13 protein-coding genes and 1 pseudogene are annotated in these 18,395 nt (G+C 71.7%); 5 read left to right on the top strand and 9 right to left on the bottom strand.

Annotated features, from left to right (window positions below; all coding sequences use genetic code 11):
* Positions 1–88: 88 nt before the first annotated feature.
* From ACZZY9_RS03160 to ACZZY9_RS03150, 3 genes are all read right to left on the bottom strand, one after another.
* The gene (locus tag ACZZY9_RS03160; protein WP_463462953.1) at positions 89–868 is read right to left on the bottom strand and encodes an amino acid ABC transporter ATP-binding protein; all 780 of its coding nucleotides are present in this window, start codon (positions 866–868) and stop codon (positions 89–91) included.
* Positions 865–1,644 carry an amino acid ABC transporter permease gene (locus tag ACZZY9_RS03155; RefSeq protein ID WP_463462952.1) on the bottom strand — a complete coding sequence of 260 codons (780 nt, stop codon included), beginning with the start codon at positions 1,642–1,644 and terminating at the stop codon, positions 865–867. The genes ACZZY9_RS03160 and ACZZY9_RS03155 overlap by 4 nt, the downstream gene beginning before the upstream one ends.
* A gap of 89 nt (positions 1,645–1,733) precedes the next feature.
* The gene (locus ACZZY9_RS03150) at positions 1,734–2,561 is read right to left on the bottom strand and encodes an ABC transporter substrate-binding protein (protein ID WP_463462951.1); all 828 of its coding nucleotides are present in this window, start codon (positions 2,559–2,561) and stop codon (positions 1,734–1,736) included.
* A gap of 78 nt (positions 2,562–2,639) precedes the next feature.
* Here ACZZY9_RS03150 and ACZZY9_RS03145 point away from each other — a divergent pair, with 78 nt between their 5' ends.
* Together ACZZY9_RS03145 and ACZZY9_RS03140 are read left to right on the top strand one after the other, a co-directional pair.
* Positions 2,640–3,929 carry a glycosyltransferase 87 family protein gene (locus tag ACZZY9_RS03145; protein WP_463462950.1) on the top strand — a complete coding sequence of 430 codons (1,290 nt, stop codon included), beginning with the start codon at positions 2,640–2,642 and terminating at the stop codon, positions 3,927–3,929.
* Positions 3,926–4,252 carry a thiamine-binding protein gene (locus tag ACZZY9_RS03140; protein WP_463462949.1) on the top strand — a complete coding sequence of 109 codons (327 nt, stop codon included), beginning with the start codon at positions 3,926–3,928 and terminating at the stop codon, positions 4,250–4,252. The genes ACZZY9_RS03145 and ACZZY9_RS03140 overlap by 4 nt, the downstream gene beginning before the upstream one ends.
* A 21-nt stretch (positions 4,253–4,273) precedes the next feature.
* On the opposite strand, the gene ACZZY9_RS03135 is transcribed toward ACZZY9_RS03140, so the two are convergent.
* Positions 4,274–5,551: a hypothetical protein gene (locus tag ACZZY9_RS03135; protein ID WP_463462948.1), complete on the bottom strand. Its 1,278-nt coding sequence runs from the start codon at positions 5,549–5,551 to the stop codon at positions 4,274–4,276.
* A 162-nt stretch (positions 5,552–5,713) separates the two neighbouring features.
* Positions 5,714–6,142, bottom strand: a complete 429-nt coding sequence (locus ACZZY9_RS03130; protein WP_463462947.1) for a hypothetical protein — start codon at positions 6,140–6,142, stop codon at positions 5,714–5,716.
* Between the two features lie 340 nt (positions 6,143–6,482).
* Between ACZZY9_RS03130 and ACZZY9_RS03125 the strand changes: the two genes are divergently transcribed.
* From ACZZY9_RS03125 to ACZZY9_RS03115, 3 genes are all read left to right on the top strand, one after another.
* Positions 6,483–11,837 (top strand): DUF6531 domain-containing protein, encoded by a 5,355-nt coding sequence (locus ACZZY9_RS03125; protein ID WP_463462946.1) that lies wholly within the window; start codon positions 6,483–6,485, stop codon positions 11,835–11,837.
* A 287-nt stretch (positions 11,838–12,124) separates the two neighbouring features.
* Positions 12,125–12,325, top strand: coding sequence for a hypothetical protein (locus ACZZY9_RS03120; protein ID WP_463462945.1), 201 nt, complete (start codon positions 12,125–12,127; stop codon positions 12,323–12,325).
* Positions 12,326–12,523: 198 nt separating this feature from the next.
* Positions 12,524–13,810, top strand: coding sequence for an MFS transporter (locus ACZZY9_RS03115; RefSeq protein ID WP_320478206.1), 1,287 nt, complete (start codon positions 12,524–12,526; stop codon positions 13,808–13,810).
* A gap of 51 nt (positions 13,811–13,861) precedes the next feature.
* On the opposite strand, the gene ACZZY9_RS03110 is transcribed toward ACZZY9_RS03115, so the two are convergent.
* From ACZZY9_RS03110 to metX, 4 genes and pseudogenes are all read right to left on the bottom strand, one after another.
* The gene (locus ACZZY9_RS03110; protein WP_308196197.1) at positions 13,862–14,539 is read right to left on the bottom strand and encodes a response regulator transcription factor; all 678 of its coding nucleotides are present in this window, start codon (positions 14,537–14,539) and stop codon (positions 13,862–13,864) included.
* Positions 14,540–14,623: 84 nt separating this feature from the next.
* On the bottom strand, positions 14,624–15,874 hold the full coding sequence (locus ACZZY9_RS03105; RefSeq protein WP_463462944.1) for a hypothetical protein: 1,251 nt from the start codon (positions 15,872–15,874) through the stop codon (positions 14,624–14,626).
* A complete protein-coding gene (locus tag ACZZY9_RS03100) occupies positions 15,871–17,028 on the bottom strand; it encodes a sensor histidine kinase (protein WP_243214248.1) in 1,158 nt (385 codons plus the stop codon). Before ACZZY9_RS03100 ends, ACZZY9_RS03105 begins: the two co-directional genes overlap by 4 nt.
* Positions 17,029–17,127: 99 nt before the next feature.
* Positions 17,128–18,337 (bottom strand): annotated as a pseudogene (metX, locus tag ACZZY9_RS03095) (homoserine O-acetyltransferase MetX).
* Positions 18,338–18,395: the final 58 nt, after the last annotated feature.

The raw sequence follows: 18,395 nt of genomic DNA, 5'->3' as shown, positions 1-18,395 counted from the left end.
CGGCTCGGGTGCCATGGGCCGGAACGGCTTGGGGGAGATGATGGCGGGTGAGTCTATGGGGTGGCTGGAATCAGCTGGGAGTCACCCGTCAGGCGGTGAAGCGGGTGAGGAACTCTCTCGCCCGTGCGGTTCGCGGCGCCGTGAAGACCTGCTCGGGCGGGCCCTGCTCGGCGACGCGACCGGCGTCGAGGAACACGACCCGGTCGGCGACGTCGCGTGCGAAGGCCATCTCGTGGGTCGCCATGACGATGGTCGTGCCGACCTCTTTCAACGTTCGGACCAGGTCGAGCACCTCGCCGACGAGCTCGGGGTCGAGCGCGCTCGTGATCTCGTCGAGCAGCAGCAGGGTCGGACGCGGGGCGAGGGCCCGGGCGATCGCGACGCGCTGCTGCTGTCCGCCCGAGAGACGGTCGGGGTAGGCGCCCGCCTTGTCGCCGAGACCGACGCGTTCGAGCAGCTCGCGGGCCCGTGCGTGGGCCTCGGCCTTCGGGCGACGCAGAACGTGCCGACTGGCCAGCGAGACGTTCTCGAGCACGGTGAGGTGCGGGAACAGGTTGAAGTGCTGGAAGACCACGCCGATCCGCGCGCGCACCGCGTCGGCCTTGACCCGGGGGTCGCTGATGTCGTCGCCGCCGAGCACGATGCGACCGTCGTCGATCGGCTCGAGGAGGTTGATCGTGCGAAGCAGCGTCGACTTGCCCGAGCCGCTCGCCCCGATCAGTGCGACGACCTCGTCTCGGGCGACCTCGAGATCGATGCCGTCGAGCACCGTCGTGGCGCCGAACGACTTGCGGACGCCCTCGAGACGGAGGACGACCTCCGGGCCGGGGCCGGGGCCGGCCTCGCCTGCGATGCGTGACCCGGTCATACGACGCTCCCTGCCTGTTCGCGACGACGGAGGCGCGCCGACAGCCAGTCCGTCAACCACAGCGTCGGCAGCGCCAGCAGGACGAACAGCAGCCCCGCGAGCACGTACGGCGTGAAGTTCGCGGCGGTCGCCGTCTCGATCTGGGCCGCGCGCACCGCGTCGACCGCCCCGAGGACCGAGATCAGCCCGACGTCCTTCTGCATCGAGACGAAGTCGTTCATGAGCGCCGGCGTCACCTTGCGGATCGCCTGGGGGAAGACCACCAGACGGAGGGTCTTGGCGTGACCGAGACCGAGCGACCGCGCGGCCAGCCGCTGCGAGGGGTGCACGGCGTCGATGCCGGCCCGCACCACCTCGGAGACGTAGGCCGAGTAGGTGAGGATGAGCGCGATCGTGCCCCAGAACTCGGCCGGGAGGCGCGGGATGCCGAGCCCGAGACCCGGCAGACCGAAGCCCACGAGGTACAGGACGATGATGAGCGGCAGCCCGCGGAACAGGTCGGTGTAGCCCCGGACCAGCGCGCGGACGGGGAAGAACACGGGGCCGCGGAGGGTGCGCAGGGCGGACAGCAGCGTCGCGAGCAGCGCCACGCCGATCGCCGCCACCACGAGCACCCTGATGTTGAGCCAGAGGCCCTCGACCACGCGAGGCCAGGCGGCGATCAGGGTGGGGCCGTCGAAGAAGCTGAACTTGACGCGCTCCCAGCCCGGGGTGCTGGTGACCGCCCACCAGGCGAGGGCCGCGAAGACGATGGTGCTGACCACGGCGACGAGCACCGATCGGACCGACTGGCGACGCCGATAGGCCCGTCGCCCCTGTTCGAGATCGCTGATCGGGGCGGACCCCGGGGCGATCGCGGTGGGCGCTACGAGAGGTCCGAGACGTCGTAGTCGGCGAGCCACTGCTGCTGCAGCTCGGCCAGCGTGCCGTCGTCGCGCAGATCGTCGACGGCCTGCGTGACCTCGTCGGTGAGCGCGCTGTCGAGCGGCAGGACGATGCCGAGCTGGTCGCTGGCGCCGTCGACCGCGGCCAGCTGACCGAGGACGACACCGCCCTCGACGAAGTAGGTCGCCGTCGGGACGTCGAGCACGATCGCGTCGACCTGCCCCGACTCGAGGGCGGCCTTGGCGTCGTCGTTCGAGTTGTAGGCCTGCACGCCGCCGTCGGGATCGATGACCGACTCGGCGGCCGTGAAGCTCGTCGTGCCGCTCTGCGCCCCGATGTCGAGCCCCGCGAGGTCGGCGACGCTGGTGGCGCCCTCGGCGGCCGAGCCAGGCAGCGTCACGACGGCCTGGCGGGTCTCGTAGTAGGGCGACGAGAAGTCGACCGCCCTGGCCCGCTGATCGGTGATCGAGAACTGCTGCAGGTTCAGGTCGAAGGTCTTCGGGCCGGGCGCGATCGACTCGTCGAAGGTGGCGCGCACCCAGACGACGTCGTCGCGGTCGTAGCCGAGACGATCGGCCACGGCGTACGCGAGCGCGGACTCGTAGCCGTCGCCCGTGGTCGGGTCGTCGTCTTCGACCCAGGGGGAGTAGGCGGGCTCGCCGGTGGCGATCGTCAGCCTGCCCTCGGACACGGCACCGACGCCGTCCGAGCCCTCGGAGTCGGACGTGGGCGCGCAGGCGGCCAGGGCGCCGACCGAGAGGAGGGCGGCGGCGACGGACGCGACGAGTCGCGACGGTGAACGGGTCATGACCCCGAGGATAACGGTGACCGACGACACCGCCGAGCTGTGCGGCGTCGTGTGACGCGCTGCGGCTAGCCTGACCGGATGACCGTCGCCGCGCCTCCTGAGATCCCCGGCGCGCGGACGACGACGGGGCGGATCGTCTCGACGCTCGCGCAGCGGCGGGTGCTCCTCTGGGCGGCCTTCGCGGTCGTGCACCTCATGGTCGCCTGGGTCGCGCTGGCCGGCCCCGACCAGTCGCTCGGCGACGTCCGCACCGTCTACCGGTCGTGGATGGACGACTTCGTCTCGGGCGGCGACCGGGTCGGGATCGATGTCGCGTGGGTGTACCCGCTGCTGGCGGCCGTGCCGATGCTCGTCGCCCGACTCGGCGGCTCGACCGACTACGCCACCGTGTGGCTGCTCGTCGTGATCGCCCTCGACGCGATGGCCTTCGCCGTGCTGACCCGCCGGTCGACGCGGGCGACGACGACCGCCGCCTGGTGGTGGCTGCTCTTCGTCGTCGCGCTCGGCCCGATCGCCTTCGGGCGCATCGACGCCGTCACCGTGGCCCTCGCCCTGATCGGTGTGCTGCTGGTGGCCGAGCGCCCCGTGGCGGCCTCGGTCGTGCTGACGATCGCCGCGTGGGTGAAGGTCTGGCCGGCCGCCCTGGTCGCCGCCGCCGTGCTGGCCTCCCGTCGTGGTATCGCCATCGTCGTCGCCGCGGCCGCGACGACGGTCGTGGTGGTCGCCGTCTCGCTGGCGCTCGGCAGCGGCACCACCGTCCTCGGCTTCGTCGGTCAGCAGGCGGGCCGGGGGCTGCAGATCGAGTCGCCCGCGGCGACGCCCTGGCTGTGGCGCGCCGCCGCGGGTGTGGCCGGCACGGGCGTGTACTACGACCAGCAGATCCTCACCTTCCAGGTGCAGGGCGACGGGGTCGGTCTCGCGGCCAGGGCCGCCACGCTCGTCATGGCGCTGGTGGTGGGCGCCGTGGTGCTGCTCGGTCTGCGGGCGCGACTGGCGGGGGTCGCCGCGCCGCACCTCCTCGGTCCGCTCGCTCTCGCGCTGACGACGGCGCTGATCGTGACCAACAAGGTCGGTTCTCCGCAGTTCGTGTCGTGGTTGGCCGTGCCCGTCGTCGTGGGGCTCGTGACGTCGCGGTCCGGCGGGCCGTCGTTCCGACTCGCGGCGGGGCTGGCGGTCGGCATCGCCGCTCTGACCCAGCTGATCTACCCCTGGTTCTACGACGACCTGCTGCGGGTCGAGCCGTGGATGCTCGTCGTCATCACGCTGCGGAACCTCGGCGAGATCGCCCTGCTCGTCGTCGCGGCCGTCATGCTCTGGCGCCTCGGGGGAGTGCGCCGCGGCCCGGCCGCTGACAGGATGAGCGCATGATCGTCGCCTTCTCGCTCTCGCCCAGCGGCGGTGCCCCCGCCGGAGACCTCGACCCCGACGCCCACGGCGACTCCGTGCATGCCGCGGTGGCCGCCGCCGTGCGGGTCGTGAGGGACTCCGGGCTGCCGAACCGCACCTCCTCGATGTTCACCGAGATCGAGGGCGAATGGGACGAGGTCATGGCCGTCGTCAAGGAGGCCGCGGAGGCGGTGGGCGCGTTCGGCAGTCGGGTCTCGCTGGTGCTCAAGGCCGACATCCGCCCCGGGCGGACCGGCGAGCTCGACGGCAAGGTCGAGCGCCTCGAACGGGCCCTCGACTCGTAGCGCCCGTGCGGCGTCTCGGCCCTACTGGCCGAAGTTGCGACCGTACGAGGTGTTCACCGAGGCGTCCGCGGGCCGCACGGTGTCGTCCGTGACCGAACCGGTCAGTGCGAGGGCCGTCTGCTTGATGACGTTGCTCGCCTTGACGATCTGGCCCGCACCGGGGTCGGTGTAATAGGGGTACTTGTAGCCCGCGATGTAGTTGTACTTCGCCAGGTTCTTCGCGGGCTGCGCGATGCGGTAGGTCTTGATGCCGCCGCTGTTGTAGGCCTCGCCCTGCGGTGCGCCGATGACGTTCCGCCAGATCACGATGCCCTCCGCCTTGAGCCCCAGGGTGACGCCGCTGCCCGCGTAGAGCATCGTGTTGTAGCGGATCGCGACGTCGCGGGGGCTCTCGTTCGGGTCGCTGCTGCCCGCCGCCTTGATGTTCGCGCCGCGGGGAGCACCCCAGATCAGGTTCCGCTCGACGACGCCGTTCGTCCCCCAGATCGAGCTCAGCAGATAGAGGTTGTGGTCTGTGCCGGCGGCGTCCTGCCCCTTGTTCTCGTGGATGACGTTGCCCACGATCGTCCAGTCGTGCGGCGCCGCGGCGACCCGTGCCGCGGTCGACGTCCCGGTCGCCGTCTCGGTCGTGACCATCACGTTGGCGGTGCGGCGGGATCCCGAGACGTCGTTGCCGCGGAACGTCCAGCCCGTGCCGCCGGCGAAGGTGACGAGACCGTAGGTGTTCGACGTGGTCGCGTCGTAGGTGAAGCGGAGACCCCAGACGAGCCAGTGGTCGGCACCGGTGAACACGTAGCGGCCGGCGATCACGACGCGCTCGCCGGGGGCGTTCTGCACGACGATCGGCTTGGCCGCCGTGCCCGCCTTGCCGTTGTTGCTGACGGACTCCTTGTACGTCCCGCCGCGGGCGACCACGACATCGCCGGGCTTGACCAGCAGCATCGCCATCTGCAGCGTGCGCACCGGGTTCGACGAGTTCGCCGCGGGGCACTGCTTCTTGACCCAGTCGGCCGAGGCCGCATTGCCGATGCAGTACGAGCGCTTGTACGACTCGACGTGACCGTCGGGGTGACGCAGATCGATGAAGTCGCGCCCCGTCGTGGAGACCCAGATGGTCGTGCCCCCGGCGGCGGGCGTCTTGAACGACGTCGAGCCGGTGGGGTAGGAGGAGGTCGCGGCTGCGGCGGCCGTCGCGGCCTCGGACGGCGCGGCGGAGACGGGCGCGACGACGGCCACGGCGGAGACGAGGGCGGCGGTCGCGAAGACGGTCACGGCGCGACGGGACGGCAGGAGGCGCATGGAAGCTCTTTCAGTGCGACGAGCGTGGGTGAGGTGCTCGAGATTCGGACGGAAAGGCCCCGGGACGGCCACCTCTGAGTCTACGCGGTGGCCGACGGCCCGGCCCGGCACGGGCACGGGGTGTGGTCGCAGGTCGACGCCGAATGAGTCGACGGTGAACGATCAGCGGGTGCGCACGCCTCGGAAGTCGGCCAGCGCCTCGGGCGTGTGCCGCTCGAGGTGGTCGAGCAGCTTCCGGTAGTTGTCGTCGCGCCGGTTGGCGATGAAGAGGCGTTTGCGGCGGGCGTCGCGGGCGTCGATGCCCGACCCGTCGATGGCGCCCGGGCTGAGCAGAGGGCGGTACGACGCGATGTCGCTCACCAGGACCCAGCGTGCCGGACGGAACCAGGACTGCACGAGGAGCCCTTCGTCGTGGACGTCGAGGCGCGTGCGCCGGATGCCGCGCCAGAGGAGGACCTCCATGGCCCCGAGGGCGCACAGTGCCCCGGCGATGGCCGAGCCCTCGGCGACGTCGGGCTCGTCGGTGAAGGGGACCTGCAGCGCCAGCACGAGACCGAAGAAGAACGAGGCCAGACCGACGACGGCGAACATGACCGACACGAGGCGCGGGGGGTGCGTGGTGAACAGCGGGGGGAGTCTGGTGCCGCCGCTCGACGCGACCGGCTGAGGAGTGAGGCGGCGAGCGGCACGCCCACGGCGGCCAGGACCGAGACGGCGGTCACCACGAGCCCGAGGACGGTCCAGTCGATCATCCGGCGATGATACCGACCACTCTGTGGAGAGGATCGCGACAGAAGGCGCCTCTGCCCGTACAGTTGGCATGTTCGAGCCCCGGGGGCGCGTCTTGCGCGGGGGCGGACGCCGGGATCCGTGACGAGTCGTTCGTTGGACACGGCGTCGAGACGACGTATCACCAGGGGGAACGAGAATCGTGGCGAATCCGACCGGCAACGAAGAAGTGACGTTCGACGACGCGACAGCGGACGCTCTCGTCACCGAGGCCAACGCATCGGCCGAGGCGATCGAGGGGCAGGTGGCTTCGCGCCGGTCGTATCGGACCACGGCCGAGCAGGACTTCCTCGGGCGATTCTCGGAGATCTTCGGCGCGAACCAGGACACCGCGAAGGCGGACGGCGACAAGATCGTCGCCGCGCTCCGCGACATCGCGAGCTGGGTCGGCACGATGAAGGAGTCGGCGCAGAAGGAGAACGCCCGTCGCAAGCGCGCCCGCGAGTGGACGGAGCGTCAGGAGAACCGGTCGGACATCGAGAAGTGGTGGGACGGCATCGTCGGCGGAGAGGACATGCCGACCGAACCGGCCGAGAAGGAGCCGACCTTCCCGGCGTCCACCGTCGCCACCGGTTCCCGGGAGACGCCCCTGCCCGCATCTGGAGGCGGCGCTGCAGGGGGCGGCGCTGCCGGAGGCGCCTCGTCGGCACGACCCGAGAACCTCCGGTCGTTCGCCACGGGCTCGTCGCAGCTCGACACCGAGCTGACGGGCCGGCCGGCCGCGCTGCGGGGCAAGCTCGCGGACTTCGCGTCGCGGTGCAAGTGGGGCGAGATCGAGGCGAGCGGACTCGTCACGGGATTCGAGAAGTGGCTCGAGGCCAACGGCCAGGACGTCGCGTGGGCCAACACCGTGGCCGACGCGTTCGCGGCCGCCGGAGGAGAGGGCGACGTCTCGACCGTATCCGACTCGGCGCTCGCCGCCGCCCTCCAGGCGGCGGGGGTCTCGGCCGACCGGACCGCCCTGACGATCGATCCGCCACGGGCCTTCGGCGAGCAGCCGACCACGGGCTTCACGATGGACCCCGTCAACACGACCACCGGCAACTTCCTCGAACCGGAGCACGACCTGGGCTTCGGGGGAGCCTCGGCGTCGCTCGCCATGACGCGCATGTACAACTCGCTCGACGACCGCGTCGGTCTCTTCGGCCCCGGCTGGTCGTCGGTGCTCGAGACGAGGCTGCTGATCGACGACGAGGGAGCGTCGTTCGTCGGCGCGGACGGACGCCAGATCCGGTTCCCCCGTCAGGACACCGGCTGGGGCCGCGGCATCGGCGAGAACCGCTGGCTGACCGAAGAGGACGGCCTCCTCGTCGTCAGCGACAACGAGGGCGTGCGCGTCGACTTCACGCCGTCGGGTCGCTGGGTCGGGCAGCGAGGGAGGCGCGGCACGGCCGTCCGGGTCGAGTACGACGGCGACGTGGTCACCCGGCTCGTCCACGAGCGGGGGCGCTCGATCGAGATCGAGCACCTCGACGGCCGAGTCGTCGTCGTGCGCGGATCGGACGGCCGGCGGGTCGAGTACGAGTACGACCGGGGCCGGAGGCTCGTCGGCGTCACCACGCCAGGGGGGACCCGCCGATACGGCTGGAACGACGAGGGGCTCGTCTCGACGGTCACCAGCGCGGCGGGCGTGATCGAGGTCGACAACACGTACGACGAGCACGGACGCGTCGTGCTGCAGGTCAGCCCCCATGGCCGCCGGGTCCGCTTCGCCTACCTCCCCGGTCGGGTGACGGTCGTCTCCGACGAGGACGGCAGCCGGTCGAACACCTGGCTGGCGGACGCCAAGGGCCGTCTCGTCGGCGTCGTCGACAGCGACGACCGGCGGCAGTCGATGAGCTACGACGCCCACGGGAACCTCGTCTCCGCCACGCAGCGCGACGGGGAGATCACCGTGCACGCCTACGACGACCGCGGTCGTCGGACGCGCACGGTGACTCCGGCGGGAGCCGACATCACCTACGGCTACGACGACCTCGATCGCGTGACGACCGTCGTGACCGAGTCGGGCGGGGTCGTCGCCTTCGAGTACGACGGCGACGACCGGAACCCCTCGGCGATCATCGACCCCGCCGGCGGGCGATCCGAGTCGACGTGGCGGGACGGCCGCCTCGTCCGCGTCGTCGACGCGACGGGCGTGCCGCTCGAACTCGAGCACGACCGCTTCGGGGACATCGTCGCGGCTCGCAACGCCGACGGCGGCGTCGTGCGTCTGGAACGCGACGCCACGGGTCACGTGGTGGCCTCCACGACCCCGTCCGGAGCTCGGACCGAGTACCGCTACGACGGCTCGGATGAGCTCGTCTCGCGGCGCGACCCCGACGGCGCGCTGTGGCGCTTCGAGCGCGGCCCGGCGGGTCGACTCGAGGCGGTCGTCGATCCCCGTGGTGCGGTGACGCGGTACGGCTACGGTCCGGCCGGCGATCTGGTCTCGGAGACCGATCCTCTCGGGCGCACGACCACCCGCACGATGGACGATCAAGGCGACGTCTCGCGCCTCGAGCTGCCCGACGGAGCCGCCTGGGCCTTCGAGCACGACGCCCTCTCCCGCCTGCGGGTCGTCACGGATCCGACGGGCGCGCGCTGGGATCGCGAGTACGGGGTCACCGGGGACCTCCGGTCGATCACGGACCCGACGGGTGTGCGGCGCCTGGCGGAACGCGACGAGACGACCGGACTCTCGTCCCTCCGAGACGCCTTCACGACGACGACCGTGCGGACGGACGAGTTCGGGCGGCCCGTCGAGATGACGTCCGACGAACGCGGGCACGAGCTCGTCACCTACGACGCCTGCGGTCGTCCCGTCGAGCTCGTCGACGGGGAAGGCGGACTCACGCGTCTCGAACGCGATCCGGCCGGCCGGGTCGTCGCCGTCACGACGGCGACCGGGGCGCGATCGACGTACGAGTACGACGCCTGCGGACGGGCCGCCGTCGCGACCGACGCCTCCGGCGCGCGGACCAGCCTCTCGTACGACGCCGACTCGCGCGTGTCCACGCGCACGTCGCCGACGGGCGAGGTGGAGCGATTCGAGTACGACCCCGTGGGTCGTCTCGTGAGTCGCACGATCCCGGGCGCCGGGACGGCACGGTACCGCTGGGACTCCGTGGGTCGTCTCGTCGGCAGCCACGACCTCAGGTTCGGACGGAGGAGCTTCCGATACGACGACGCGGGGCAGCTGATCGCCGTCGTGAACGGCCTCGGCGGCGTGACCTCGTACGACTACGACGAGCGCGGTCGCCCCGTGACGATCACCGACCCGGTCGGCGGCGTGACCCGGCGGGCCTACGATGCCGCGGATCGCGTGGCGGCCGTGACCGACCCTCTCGGACGGACGACGAGGTACTCGTACGACGCCGCGGGGCGTCTCGTGGCACGGACGGACCCCGACGGGCACCTCCTCGAGAACGGGTACGACCGCGCGGGCCGGCAGAGCAGCGTGAGCGTCGACGGCGCGGTGGTGCTCGAGATCTCCCGCGACCCCTTCGATCGAGCGGTCGTCGTGAGCGATCACAGCAGGGGTGAGGGGCGTTCGATCGAGCACGAGCTGCGGTACGACCGACGTGGACTGCTCGTCCGTCGATCGCGGGGTGCCGAGTCCATGACATGGGAGCGCGACGCCGACGGCGCCGTCGTCACCCGTACCGGCCCCACGGGTTCGCGGACGGAGTATCGACGTGATGCGAACGGTCGGGTCGTGGGGGTCGCACTCGACGGTGCGCACCTCGGAGGCGTCACGTACGACCGGGCGGGCCGCGTCGTCGAATCCATTGCGAGCGACCTCGTGCAGACGTGGTCGTACGAGGGCGGCGTCGTGGTGGAGCACACCGCGACCCGGGCGAGCGGAGTCGACCGGACCCGCGTCGAGCACGACGCCGATGGGCGCATCTCGGCGGTGGAGCAGGGCGGCGGTCGCGTCGAGTACCGCTACGACGACGCCGCGCAGCTCGTGGGCGCGCAGGCGAGCGGAGGCGCCGGGCGCACCTGGCGGTACGACGTGGCCGGCCGGCTCGTCGTCGAGACCGTCGACGGGGTCGAGACCCGACGGGAGTACGACGCGGCAGCCCAGCTCGTCGCCACCGAGACGCTCGGCGTCCGTGTGGAGTACGTGCACGACGGCCTCGGGCGGCGGGTCCGCCGGACCGAGCCCGACGGCACGACGCGGCAGTACGCCTGGTCGGATCTCGGGCGTCTCGGCGGCATCGTCGACCGCGACCGTGACGGCGCGGAGACCGGACGGATCGACGTCTGGGTCGACGGCCTGGGTGAACTCGCCGAGGCAGGAGGAACGTCGATCTGGTGGGACTCCGCCGCAGCCGTGCCGGCGCTGGCCTGCCTCGGACCGGCACCCGTGCTCGCACTCCCCGGCGGGGTCACGGCGATCGACGACGCGGTCCTGTCCAGCGGGTGGCGCGCGGCGCGCGCGACGGACGTCGACGACCCGTGGGAGGCGCTGGCCGCCGTGTCGAGTCCCGGTTCGGGGCTCGGACTGCCCGACGGCATCGGCCTCACGGCGGGCGGCGGTCTCACGATCGGCGGCCTCGACTGGCTCGGCGCCCGCGTCTACGACCCCTCGGCACGGGGATTCCTGTCGACGGACCCGATCGTGGCGACGCTCGGCGCAGGATGGGCGGCCAACCCCTACTCGTACGCCGGCAACGACCCGCTGCAGGCGCTCGACCCGCTGGGCCTCAAGCCCGCCACCGACGCCGACCTCAAGGCCTACAACGATGCGAACCAGGGCCTCATCGTCGATGCGGCGAAGGAGGTCTGGTCGCATCGGGAGGCGATCCTCGCCGGAATCATGATCGCGGGGAGCGTCGCCCTGATGTTCGTGCCCGGTGTCAACATCCTCGCACTGGCTGCAGGCGGTGCCCTCATGGCGGGCGGGTTCAGCATCATCCAGCAGGGCCCGGACAGCGGGAACGTCGACTACAAGCAGGTCGGTCTGCAGATGCTGATCGGAGGCGCCGCGGGTGCCGCGGGCGGAGCCGCTGCGATCGTCGCGTCGAAGGCCGCTCCGGCGGTGACCCAGGCCGTGGCGCCGGTCGTCCAGCGGATCGCGTCTCCGATCGGCCAGCGCGTCGCGACGGCCGCCGTGGGTCGGGCCGGCCAGGGCGCCGTCGCCGCCGGTGTCGAGGGGGCCACGAGCAACGTGCTCGACTACGGCCTGGACCCGAAGCAGGACCACTCGTTCGCGGGCTACGTCGGCCAGGGAGTGAACGGCTTCGTCGCCGGGTCGGCCACGAGCGGGATCTCGAGCCTGATCCCCTCTCCTTCGTCGACGAACATCCTGTCCGAAGCCCTGCCGTCGCTGAGCCCGCGGTGGAACGCGGCGGGCGAAGGGCTGCTCGACATGGGCCAAGATGGCTTGGTGGGCGGGACGTCGGGGCTCGCGCAGTACGCGCTGGATCCCGACCCCGAGACGACTGCCGGGCAGGCGTTCTCGAACGGCTTCTTCTCGGGAGCCGAGGGACCGAGCCTTCCGCGACACTGACCGGCCGCATCACGAGCCGTCTGACGAGAGAGATGAATGACCATGTCGAATTCGCACCGTTCCGCGGCAGCACCACCGAGAAAGCGTTCGGTGCGTCGCGCGCGGCTCATCCTGGTCGGCGGGCTCGCAGTTTTCGTGGTGCTCGTCGGTACGTTCGGCGTCGGACCTCATGTCCTCGAGTCGTACGACTCCTCTCACCGAGAAGAACTCACCTGCAGGGTCGACTCGGTGGACGCCCTGTCGGGGCGAGCTCGAGCCGGACCGGGATCGGCGGTGCCTCCGCGCTCGTGAGGGTGCAGACCGACTCCTGCGGCGTCCTCGACATCCGCGACGGGGTCACTCCCGAGAACGTCGACGGCATAGCGGCCGAGCTGACCGAGGGCGAGACCTACGTGTTCTCGGTCGGCGCCGGCTCGCTGCGGATCGAGGGCCTGCTCGGGTTCTTCAAGCAGGAGCCGCCCATCTACGACTTCCGCCCCGCTGCGTGACGACGGCGCCCTCGGGGCTGTCACCGCGCCTCCTGAGGTCGTAAGCTCGTCGGTGGTCTCGCGCTCATCGAATCGATTCGGTGACGCCCCGACCGGCCGGAGGCGCGGGTCGCCTCCGACGCCCCACCCGGCCCGTTCGACGGAGAGCCCCGGGCCACCGCCGCCCGACACCTCCCACCCCAGCGAAGGCAGCCGCCCGTGAACACCCTCTCCACCCGTCGCAAGACGTTCGCCCTGATCGCCCTGGCCCTCGGCGGCTTCGGCATCGGCTCGACCGAGTTCGTGGCCATGGGGCTGCTGCCCAACATCGCGCAGGATCTGCTGCCGGGGCTGTACGCGCAGTCGTCCGACGAGGGCATCGCCCGCGCCGGCTGGCTGGTCAGCGCCTATGCGCTCGGCGTCGTCGTCGGGGCGCCCACCATCGCCGCGATGTCGTCGCATCTGCCGAAGAAGAAGCTGCTGATGGGCCTGCTCGGGCTGTTCGTGCTCGGCACCGTGCTCTCGGCCGTGCTGCCCTCGTTCGGCTGGGTGCTCGGCGCCCGGTTCTTCGCCGGTCTGCCGCACGGCGCCTACTTCGGCATCGCGTCGATCGTCGCCGCGACCATCATGGGGCCCGGCAACCGCGGCAAGGGCGTCGCGCTCGTGCTCAGCGGGCTGACGATCGCCAATGTGATCGGCGTCCCCACGATCACCGCCCTCGGCCAGGCGCAGGGCTGGCGCGTCGCCTACCTCGCGGTCGCCGCGATCTTCGCACTCACCTTCGTCGCGGTCGCCCTCGCCGTGCCGCACCTCGAGGGCGACTCGTCCGCCTCGATGAGGCGCGAGCTCAGCGCGTTCCGCAAACCCCAGGTCTGGCTCGTGATGGGCATCGGCGCGATCGGCTTCGGCGGGTTCTTCGCGGTCTACAGCTACATCGCCAACGCCGTCACCGAGGGTGCGGGCGTCGACGAGGGCGTCGTGCCGTGGGTGCTCGTGGGCGTCGGGGTCGGCATGACCATCGGCAACGTCATCGGCGGATGGGCCGCCGACAAGAACCTCAAGGCGGCCCTGACCGTCGGGTTCGTCGGGCTCATCGCCGCCCTCGTCGCCTACGCGCTGCTCGTCGACGGCATCGTCGGCATCTTCGCGACGACGTTCCTGCTCGGGCTCGTCAGCTCGATGATCGGCCCGTCGGTGCAGTCGCGCCTCATGGAGGTCGCCGGCGAGAGCCAGGTGATCGGTGCCGCTCTGAACCACTCGTCGATGAACCTCGGCAACAGCGCCGGTGCCTACCTCGGCGGGGCCGTCATCGCCGCGGGCTTCGGCTTCGCCGCCCCGGGCTGGGTCGGAGTCGCCCTGGCCCTCGCCGGCGTCGTGCTCACGGTCGTGAGCTTCCGTCTGCAGAAGAGCGGCGACGCCCGTCAGGCGGCCCTCTGCGCAGCGGCCGCCGAGGCGGACCACAAGGAGGACACCGACAGCGGTTCCATCTTCATCGTGCAGAACTGAGGGAGGCGCGGGTCGGCGCGAGAGCCGACCCGCGCCTCCGGCAGGGGGACGCTAGAAGCTGGTCTGCGTCGGCAGGTCGGTCTGCAGCAGGATCCCGTCCTGGATGGCCCGCTTGCGGAGCGCGACCTTGGTGCCCACGTCGTAGCCGGCGACGCGGTACTTCTCGCGGATCCGCTTGAGGTAGCTCTTCGCCGTCTCCTCGCTGATGCCGAGCTGGTACGCCACGGCCTTGACCGGCTCGCCGCCGCCGTAGAGGGCCATGACTCGTCGCTCTTGAGCGCTGAGCTTCGGCACGCCCCCGACCTCGGCCGCGTTCAGGGCCAGGTCGAGCTCGGCCGAGATGTACGACTCGCCCTGCGACGCCGAGCGGATGGCCTCGACGATCATCTCGGCGTCCTCGCTCTTCACGAGGTAGCCGAGCGCGCCCGCGGCGAGTGCCTCGCGCACGACGTTCGGCTCGGAGTACGTGCTCATCAGCACGGTCTTGACGCCGGTGGTCTTCAGCGTGTTGATCTTGAGCGAGATCGGGATGCTGTCTTTCAGATCGAGGTCGAGCAGCACGACGTCGACGGGGAACTCGGGGTGCGTCAGCAGCTCGGGCCACGAGGCCACGGCGGCGACGACGGAGATGTCGCCCGCCGCCCCGCGGATCCACTCGCTGAGCGCGCCGAGCAGCATCTTGTGGTCGTCGACCAGGGCGAGGCGGATGCGATCGTCGGTGTTCGTCACGGGGTCCTTCTTTCTGGGGAGCTTGACCATCATGCTAGATGCCGGGGGAGGAGCGGTGCCGGCGACGCGGAACGGCCACGCCGATCACAGTTCGGCCGGGTTGTCGACCAGGCACGAGACCTGCAGCCGCACGCTCTGCTCGTGGGTCGAGACGGTGTACTCGCCCACGCGCTCGAGTGCGCTCCAGGTGGCCGGGGTGACCCGGTTCCGGCGGATGCCGGTCGTGGCGACCACGACGGGGATCTCGACGCTGCGCCCGGCGAGCGAATGCGCGGTCGCGGTGACGGGCCCCAGGGTCAGCGTGATCGTCGTGCCGGGGGTGCGGCTCTTCGAGTCGCCGAGCAGCAGCCAGACGGCCTGCAGCAGACCGTCGCGCTGCGGCGGAGCGAGGAGGCCCGCGAGGGACGACGGGTCGGCGAGCGTGACCGATCGGCCCAGGTACTCGGACTCGGTGACGGCGTGGTGCAGCCAGGTCTCGCGCCGACCCTCGATGAGGTGCAGGCGCAGCTCGGTCGCGAGCGAGGCGGCCTGCGACGCGACCTTCGGGGCCAGCGGCAACGGAACGTCGCCGCCCGCCACGCCGTCGAGCAGCTTCTCGGCGGCGAGGTCGAGTCGGGCGAGCTCGTCGCTCGCGAGCATGCCGACCGCGAAGCGCGGCTGCGAGACGTTGCTCTGCACGAGCACGCGATCGAGCTCGACCTGCACCATGCGGCGGAACCTCTGCAGCACGAGCGTCGCGACGGCGCTCGGCAGCACGGCGAGCGAGATCATGGCGATCTGCTGGGGCCCGGTGTCGGCGGTGATCGGGGTCGTCGCGAAAGTCATCGCGACGAAGGCGGCGAAGAGCAGGGTCGTGGCGACGACGATCTCGCGGGCGGGTCGCAGCGTGACGATCGGGAGGAGGCCGAAGCCGACGGCGACGCTGACCGTCGCGTAGGCGCCGACGTCCCGCAGCGGGGCGATGGCCACGAAGTCGAGCGCGACGACCAGGGCGAGCACCACGGCGATGGCGGCGAACAGGCGACCCGTCAGTCGTTGGCCGCGGATGGTGACGAGCGCGGTCGTGACGACGAAGACCGCGATGTAGAGGAGCCATGCGGTGAGGACGGGGGCCACCGACGGGTAGTCGTCGAGGTGGCTGAAGAAGAAGATGAGGCCGTAGACGGCCTGCAGACCGGCGAGGACGGCGGCGCCGATGCCGAGATGGCCCGTGCCGAGGGTCGCCCCCGCGGCCCGGGCCTGACGCAGCGAGCGGGCCCCGGTCGAGCCGATCGGCAGCCCACGGGCGGCGCGGCGCCCGCGGGTGACGCCGAGGGTGTTCTCGTCGACGTTCATCGCGGGGCCTCCAGGACGACGGTAGTGCCCGCGCCGGGCGACGAGAACAGGCGGGCGCTGCCGCCGACCTCGCGGAGGCGACCGACGACGGACTCCTTGAAGCCGAGTCGCTCCTCGCTGACCCCGGCGAGGTCGAAGCCGACGCCGGCGTCGGTGACCATGGCCCGGACCATGCTCTCGTCGTGGATGATCGTGACGTGCGCCTCCGTCACGCCGGCGTGCCGGCGGACGTTCTCGAGGCACTCGGCGAGGGCGAGCAGGAACGCGTCGAGCACGTGGCTCGGCAGCAGCACCTGACCCGTGCCGTGCCAGCTGACCTCGAGGCCCATGCGGCCGAAGCGCTGCTTGACCGACTCGAGGGTCTGACCCAGAGGGTCCTCCTCGACGGTCTCGAGCGAGTACTCGCCCGACGCCTGCGGCTGCGGCGTGCCGCCGAGTCGCAGATGCCTCAGCAGCCGCGCGTCTTCAGCGGCCTGGGCCTGCAGCGCCTGGGGCGTCACCCCGACCCCCGAGTGCGCCAGCAGCGTCAGCGTCGCCAGCACCGTGTCGTGCAGCAGTCGCGCCCCCTGTCGGCGCTGCGCCTCGGTCTCGCTGGCCTGACGCTCGGCACGGTGCGCGTTGCCGATGCTGTAGATCCGCCGCGCGGCGAGCGGCACGCTGCGGCCCAGCCAGACGCCGGTCACGAAGACGAGCACCCAGCCGAGCACGACCGCCGCGACCGGGTACGTGAGGAAGGATCCGGTGGCCGAGGCCACCAGTGCGACGGCGACGACGAAGGCCACGGCGGCGACCGCGACGCGGACCCGGCTCGACGAGAGGACGACGCAGAACGACGCCGTCGCCCCGCCGACGAGCGGGATGACGGCGGTCGCGAGGGCGGGGTCGGTCGGGTCGCCCGACGGCAGCAGGGCGACGAGGCTCACGGCGATGCCGGAGACGAGCCCGATCAGCACCCAGCGCGGGGCCGCCGACCGGCCGACCATCCAGAGGGACGCGATCAGGAGAGCGGCGAGCGGCACGATCGCGGCGAGGTGGAGGGGCTCGGTGACGCCGGGGATGGCCAGGGCGACCAGCGAGACGACCGCGCACGGGATGCCGAGGGCCCGGGCGGTGCTGCCGAGCAACCGGTCTCGCTCCTGCGCGAAGATGTCCATGCGGATCCCAGGTGTGCATCGGGTGTCGTTCATCCTGTCGGTTGACAGCAGACCCCATGCTTCCACACAGGACCCCCCGCCGGGGGGCGTACGCGCCGTTCAGTCGACGAGCAGTCGTCTCAGGTGACCGCCGACGGCCTCGTTCTCGATGAGGAACCCGTCGTGGCCGAACTCGCTCACGATGACCGCGGGCTCGTGCCCGTCGATGCCGTTCGCGAGATGGCGGGCGATGATGCGCTGGTCGGGCACCGGGAACAGCCTGTCGCTGTCGATCCCGAGCACGAGCGTGCGGGCGGTGACGCGGTCGAGGGCGGCGGCGACCCCGCCCCGACCTCGGCCGACGTCGTGCGAGTTCATGGCGCCCAGCAGGCCCGCGTAGCTGCCGGCGTCGAACCGGCGCGTGAACTTGTTGCCGTGGAAGTCGAGGTAGCTCTCGACCTGGAACCGGCCCGGGCCGCCGAGGGGCGAGATCTCGCTCTGCCAGCTGCGGCCGAACCGGGCGTTGCAGCTCGTCGGGCGAGCGGTAGTTGAGCAGGGCCATGCGCCGAGCGAGGGCGAGACCCCGGTAGGGCCCCTCGCCGTCGGGCGCGTCGTAGAAGTCGCCGTCGTGCCACGCGGCGTCCATGCGGATCGCCTCGTACTGCACCGTGTTGAGCGCGATCTGGTCGGCGCTGACGACCGGCGGGGCGGCGAGAACCGCCAGCCGATCGACCCGGTCGGGGTGCGACACGCCCCACTCGAGGGCGTGCATGCCGCCCATCGAGCCGCCGACGACGGCCGCCCAGCGTCCGATGCCGAGACGGTCGGCGAACGCCGCCTGCGCCTCGACCTGGTCGCGGATGGTCAGATGCGGGAACCTCGAACCCCACTCGACCGCGTCGGGTGCGAACGACGACGGCCCGGTGCTGCCCTGGCAGCCCCCGAGCATGTTCGGGGCGACGACGTGCCAGCGGTCGGTGTCGATCGCGAGACCGGGGCCGACCACGCCGTTCCACCAGCCCGCGGTCGGATGGCCCGGACCGGCGGCGCCGCGCACGTGGCTGTCTCCGGTGAGGGCGTGCAGCAGCAGGATCGCGTTGCCGCGGTCGGCGTCGAGCTCGCCCCAGGTCTCGTAGGCGATCCGGGGGCGGGGGAGCACCGCGCCGCTCTCGAGCCCGAGGTCGTCGAGGGTGACGAAGCGCCGGTCGCCGGGGTCGTCGCCGTCGCGCCACGCACCGGTGACCGGCGGGCGCCCCAGCATCGCCAGGCGGGTCCGCTCGCTGACGACGCTCGACGGGACGGTGTCCTCGGGTGTGCTCTGCCAGTCCATCGATCCCCATCCTGGTGGACCCGAGGAGGCGCGGTGCGATTGTTACCGCACCGCGCCT

The organism is Frigoribacterium sp. AC394, assembly GCF_979258095.1.
Note: the sequence above shows the minus strand (reverse complement) of the source record. Positions and strands in the feature narration are given on the sequence as shown.

Excerpts from the sequence above, each read along its gene's own strand:
- ACZZY9_RS03135 (WP_463462948.1), bottom strand. The coding sequence starts at position 5,551 with ATGCGCCTCCTGCCGTCCCGTCGCGCCGTGACCGTCTTCGCGACCGCC.
- ACZZY9_RS03130 (WP_463462947.1), bottom strand. The coding sequence starts at position 6,142 with ATGTTCGCCGTCGTCGGTCTGGCCTCGTTCTTCTTCGGTCTCGTGCTG.
- ACZZY9_RS03105 (WP_463462944.1), bottom strand. The coding sequence starts at position 15,874 with ATGAACGTCGACGAGAACACCCTCGGCGTCACCCGCGGGCGCCGCGCC.
- ACZZY9_RS03100 (WP_243214248.1), bottom strand. The coding sequence starts at position 17,028 with ATGGACATCTTCGCGCAGGAGCGAGACCGGTTGCTCGGCAGCACCGCC.
- ACZZY9_RS03140 (WP_463462949.1), top strand. The coding sequence starts at position 3,926 with ATGATCGTCGCCTTCTCGCTCTCGCCCAGCGGCGGTGCCCCCGCCGGA.
- ACZZY9_RS03160 (WP_463462953.1), bottom strand. The coding sequence starts at position 868 with ATGACCGGGTCACGCATCGCAGGCGAGGCCGGCCCCGGCCCCGGCCCG.
- ACZZY9_RS03145 (WP_463462950.1), top strand. The coding sequence starts at position 2,640 with ATGACCGTCGCCGCGCCTCCTGAGATCCCCGGCGCGCGGACGACGACG.
- ACZZY9_RS03150 (WP_463462951.1), bottom strand. The coding sequence starts at position 2,561 with ATGACCCGTTCACCGTCGCGACTCGTCGCGTCCGTCGCCGCCGCCCTC.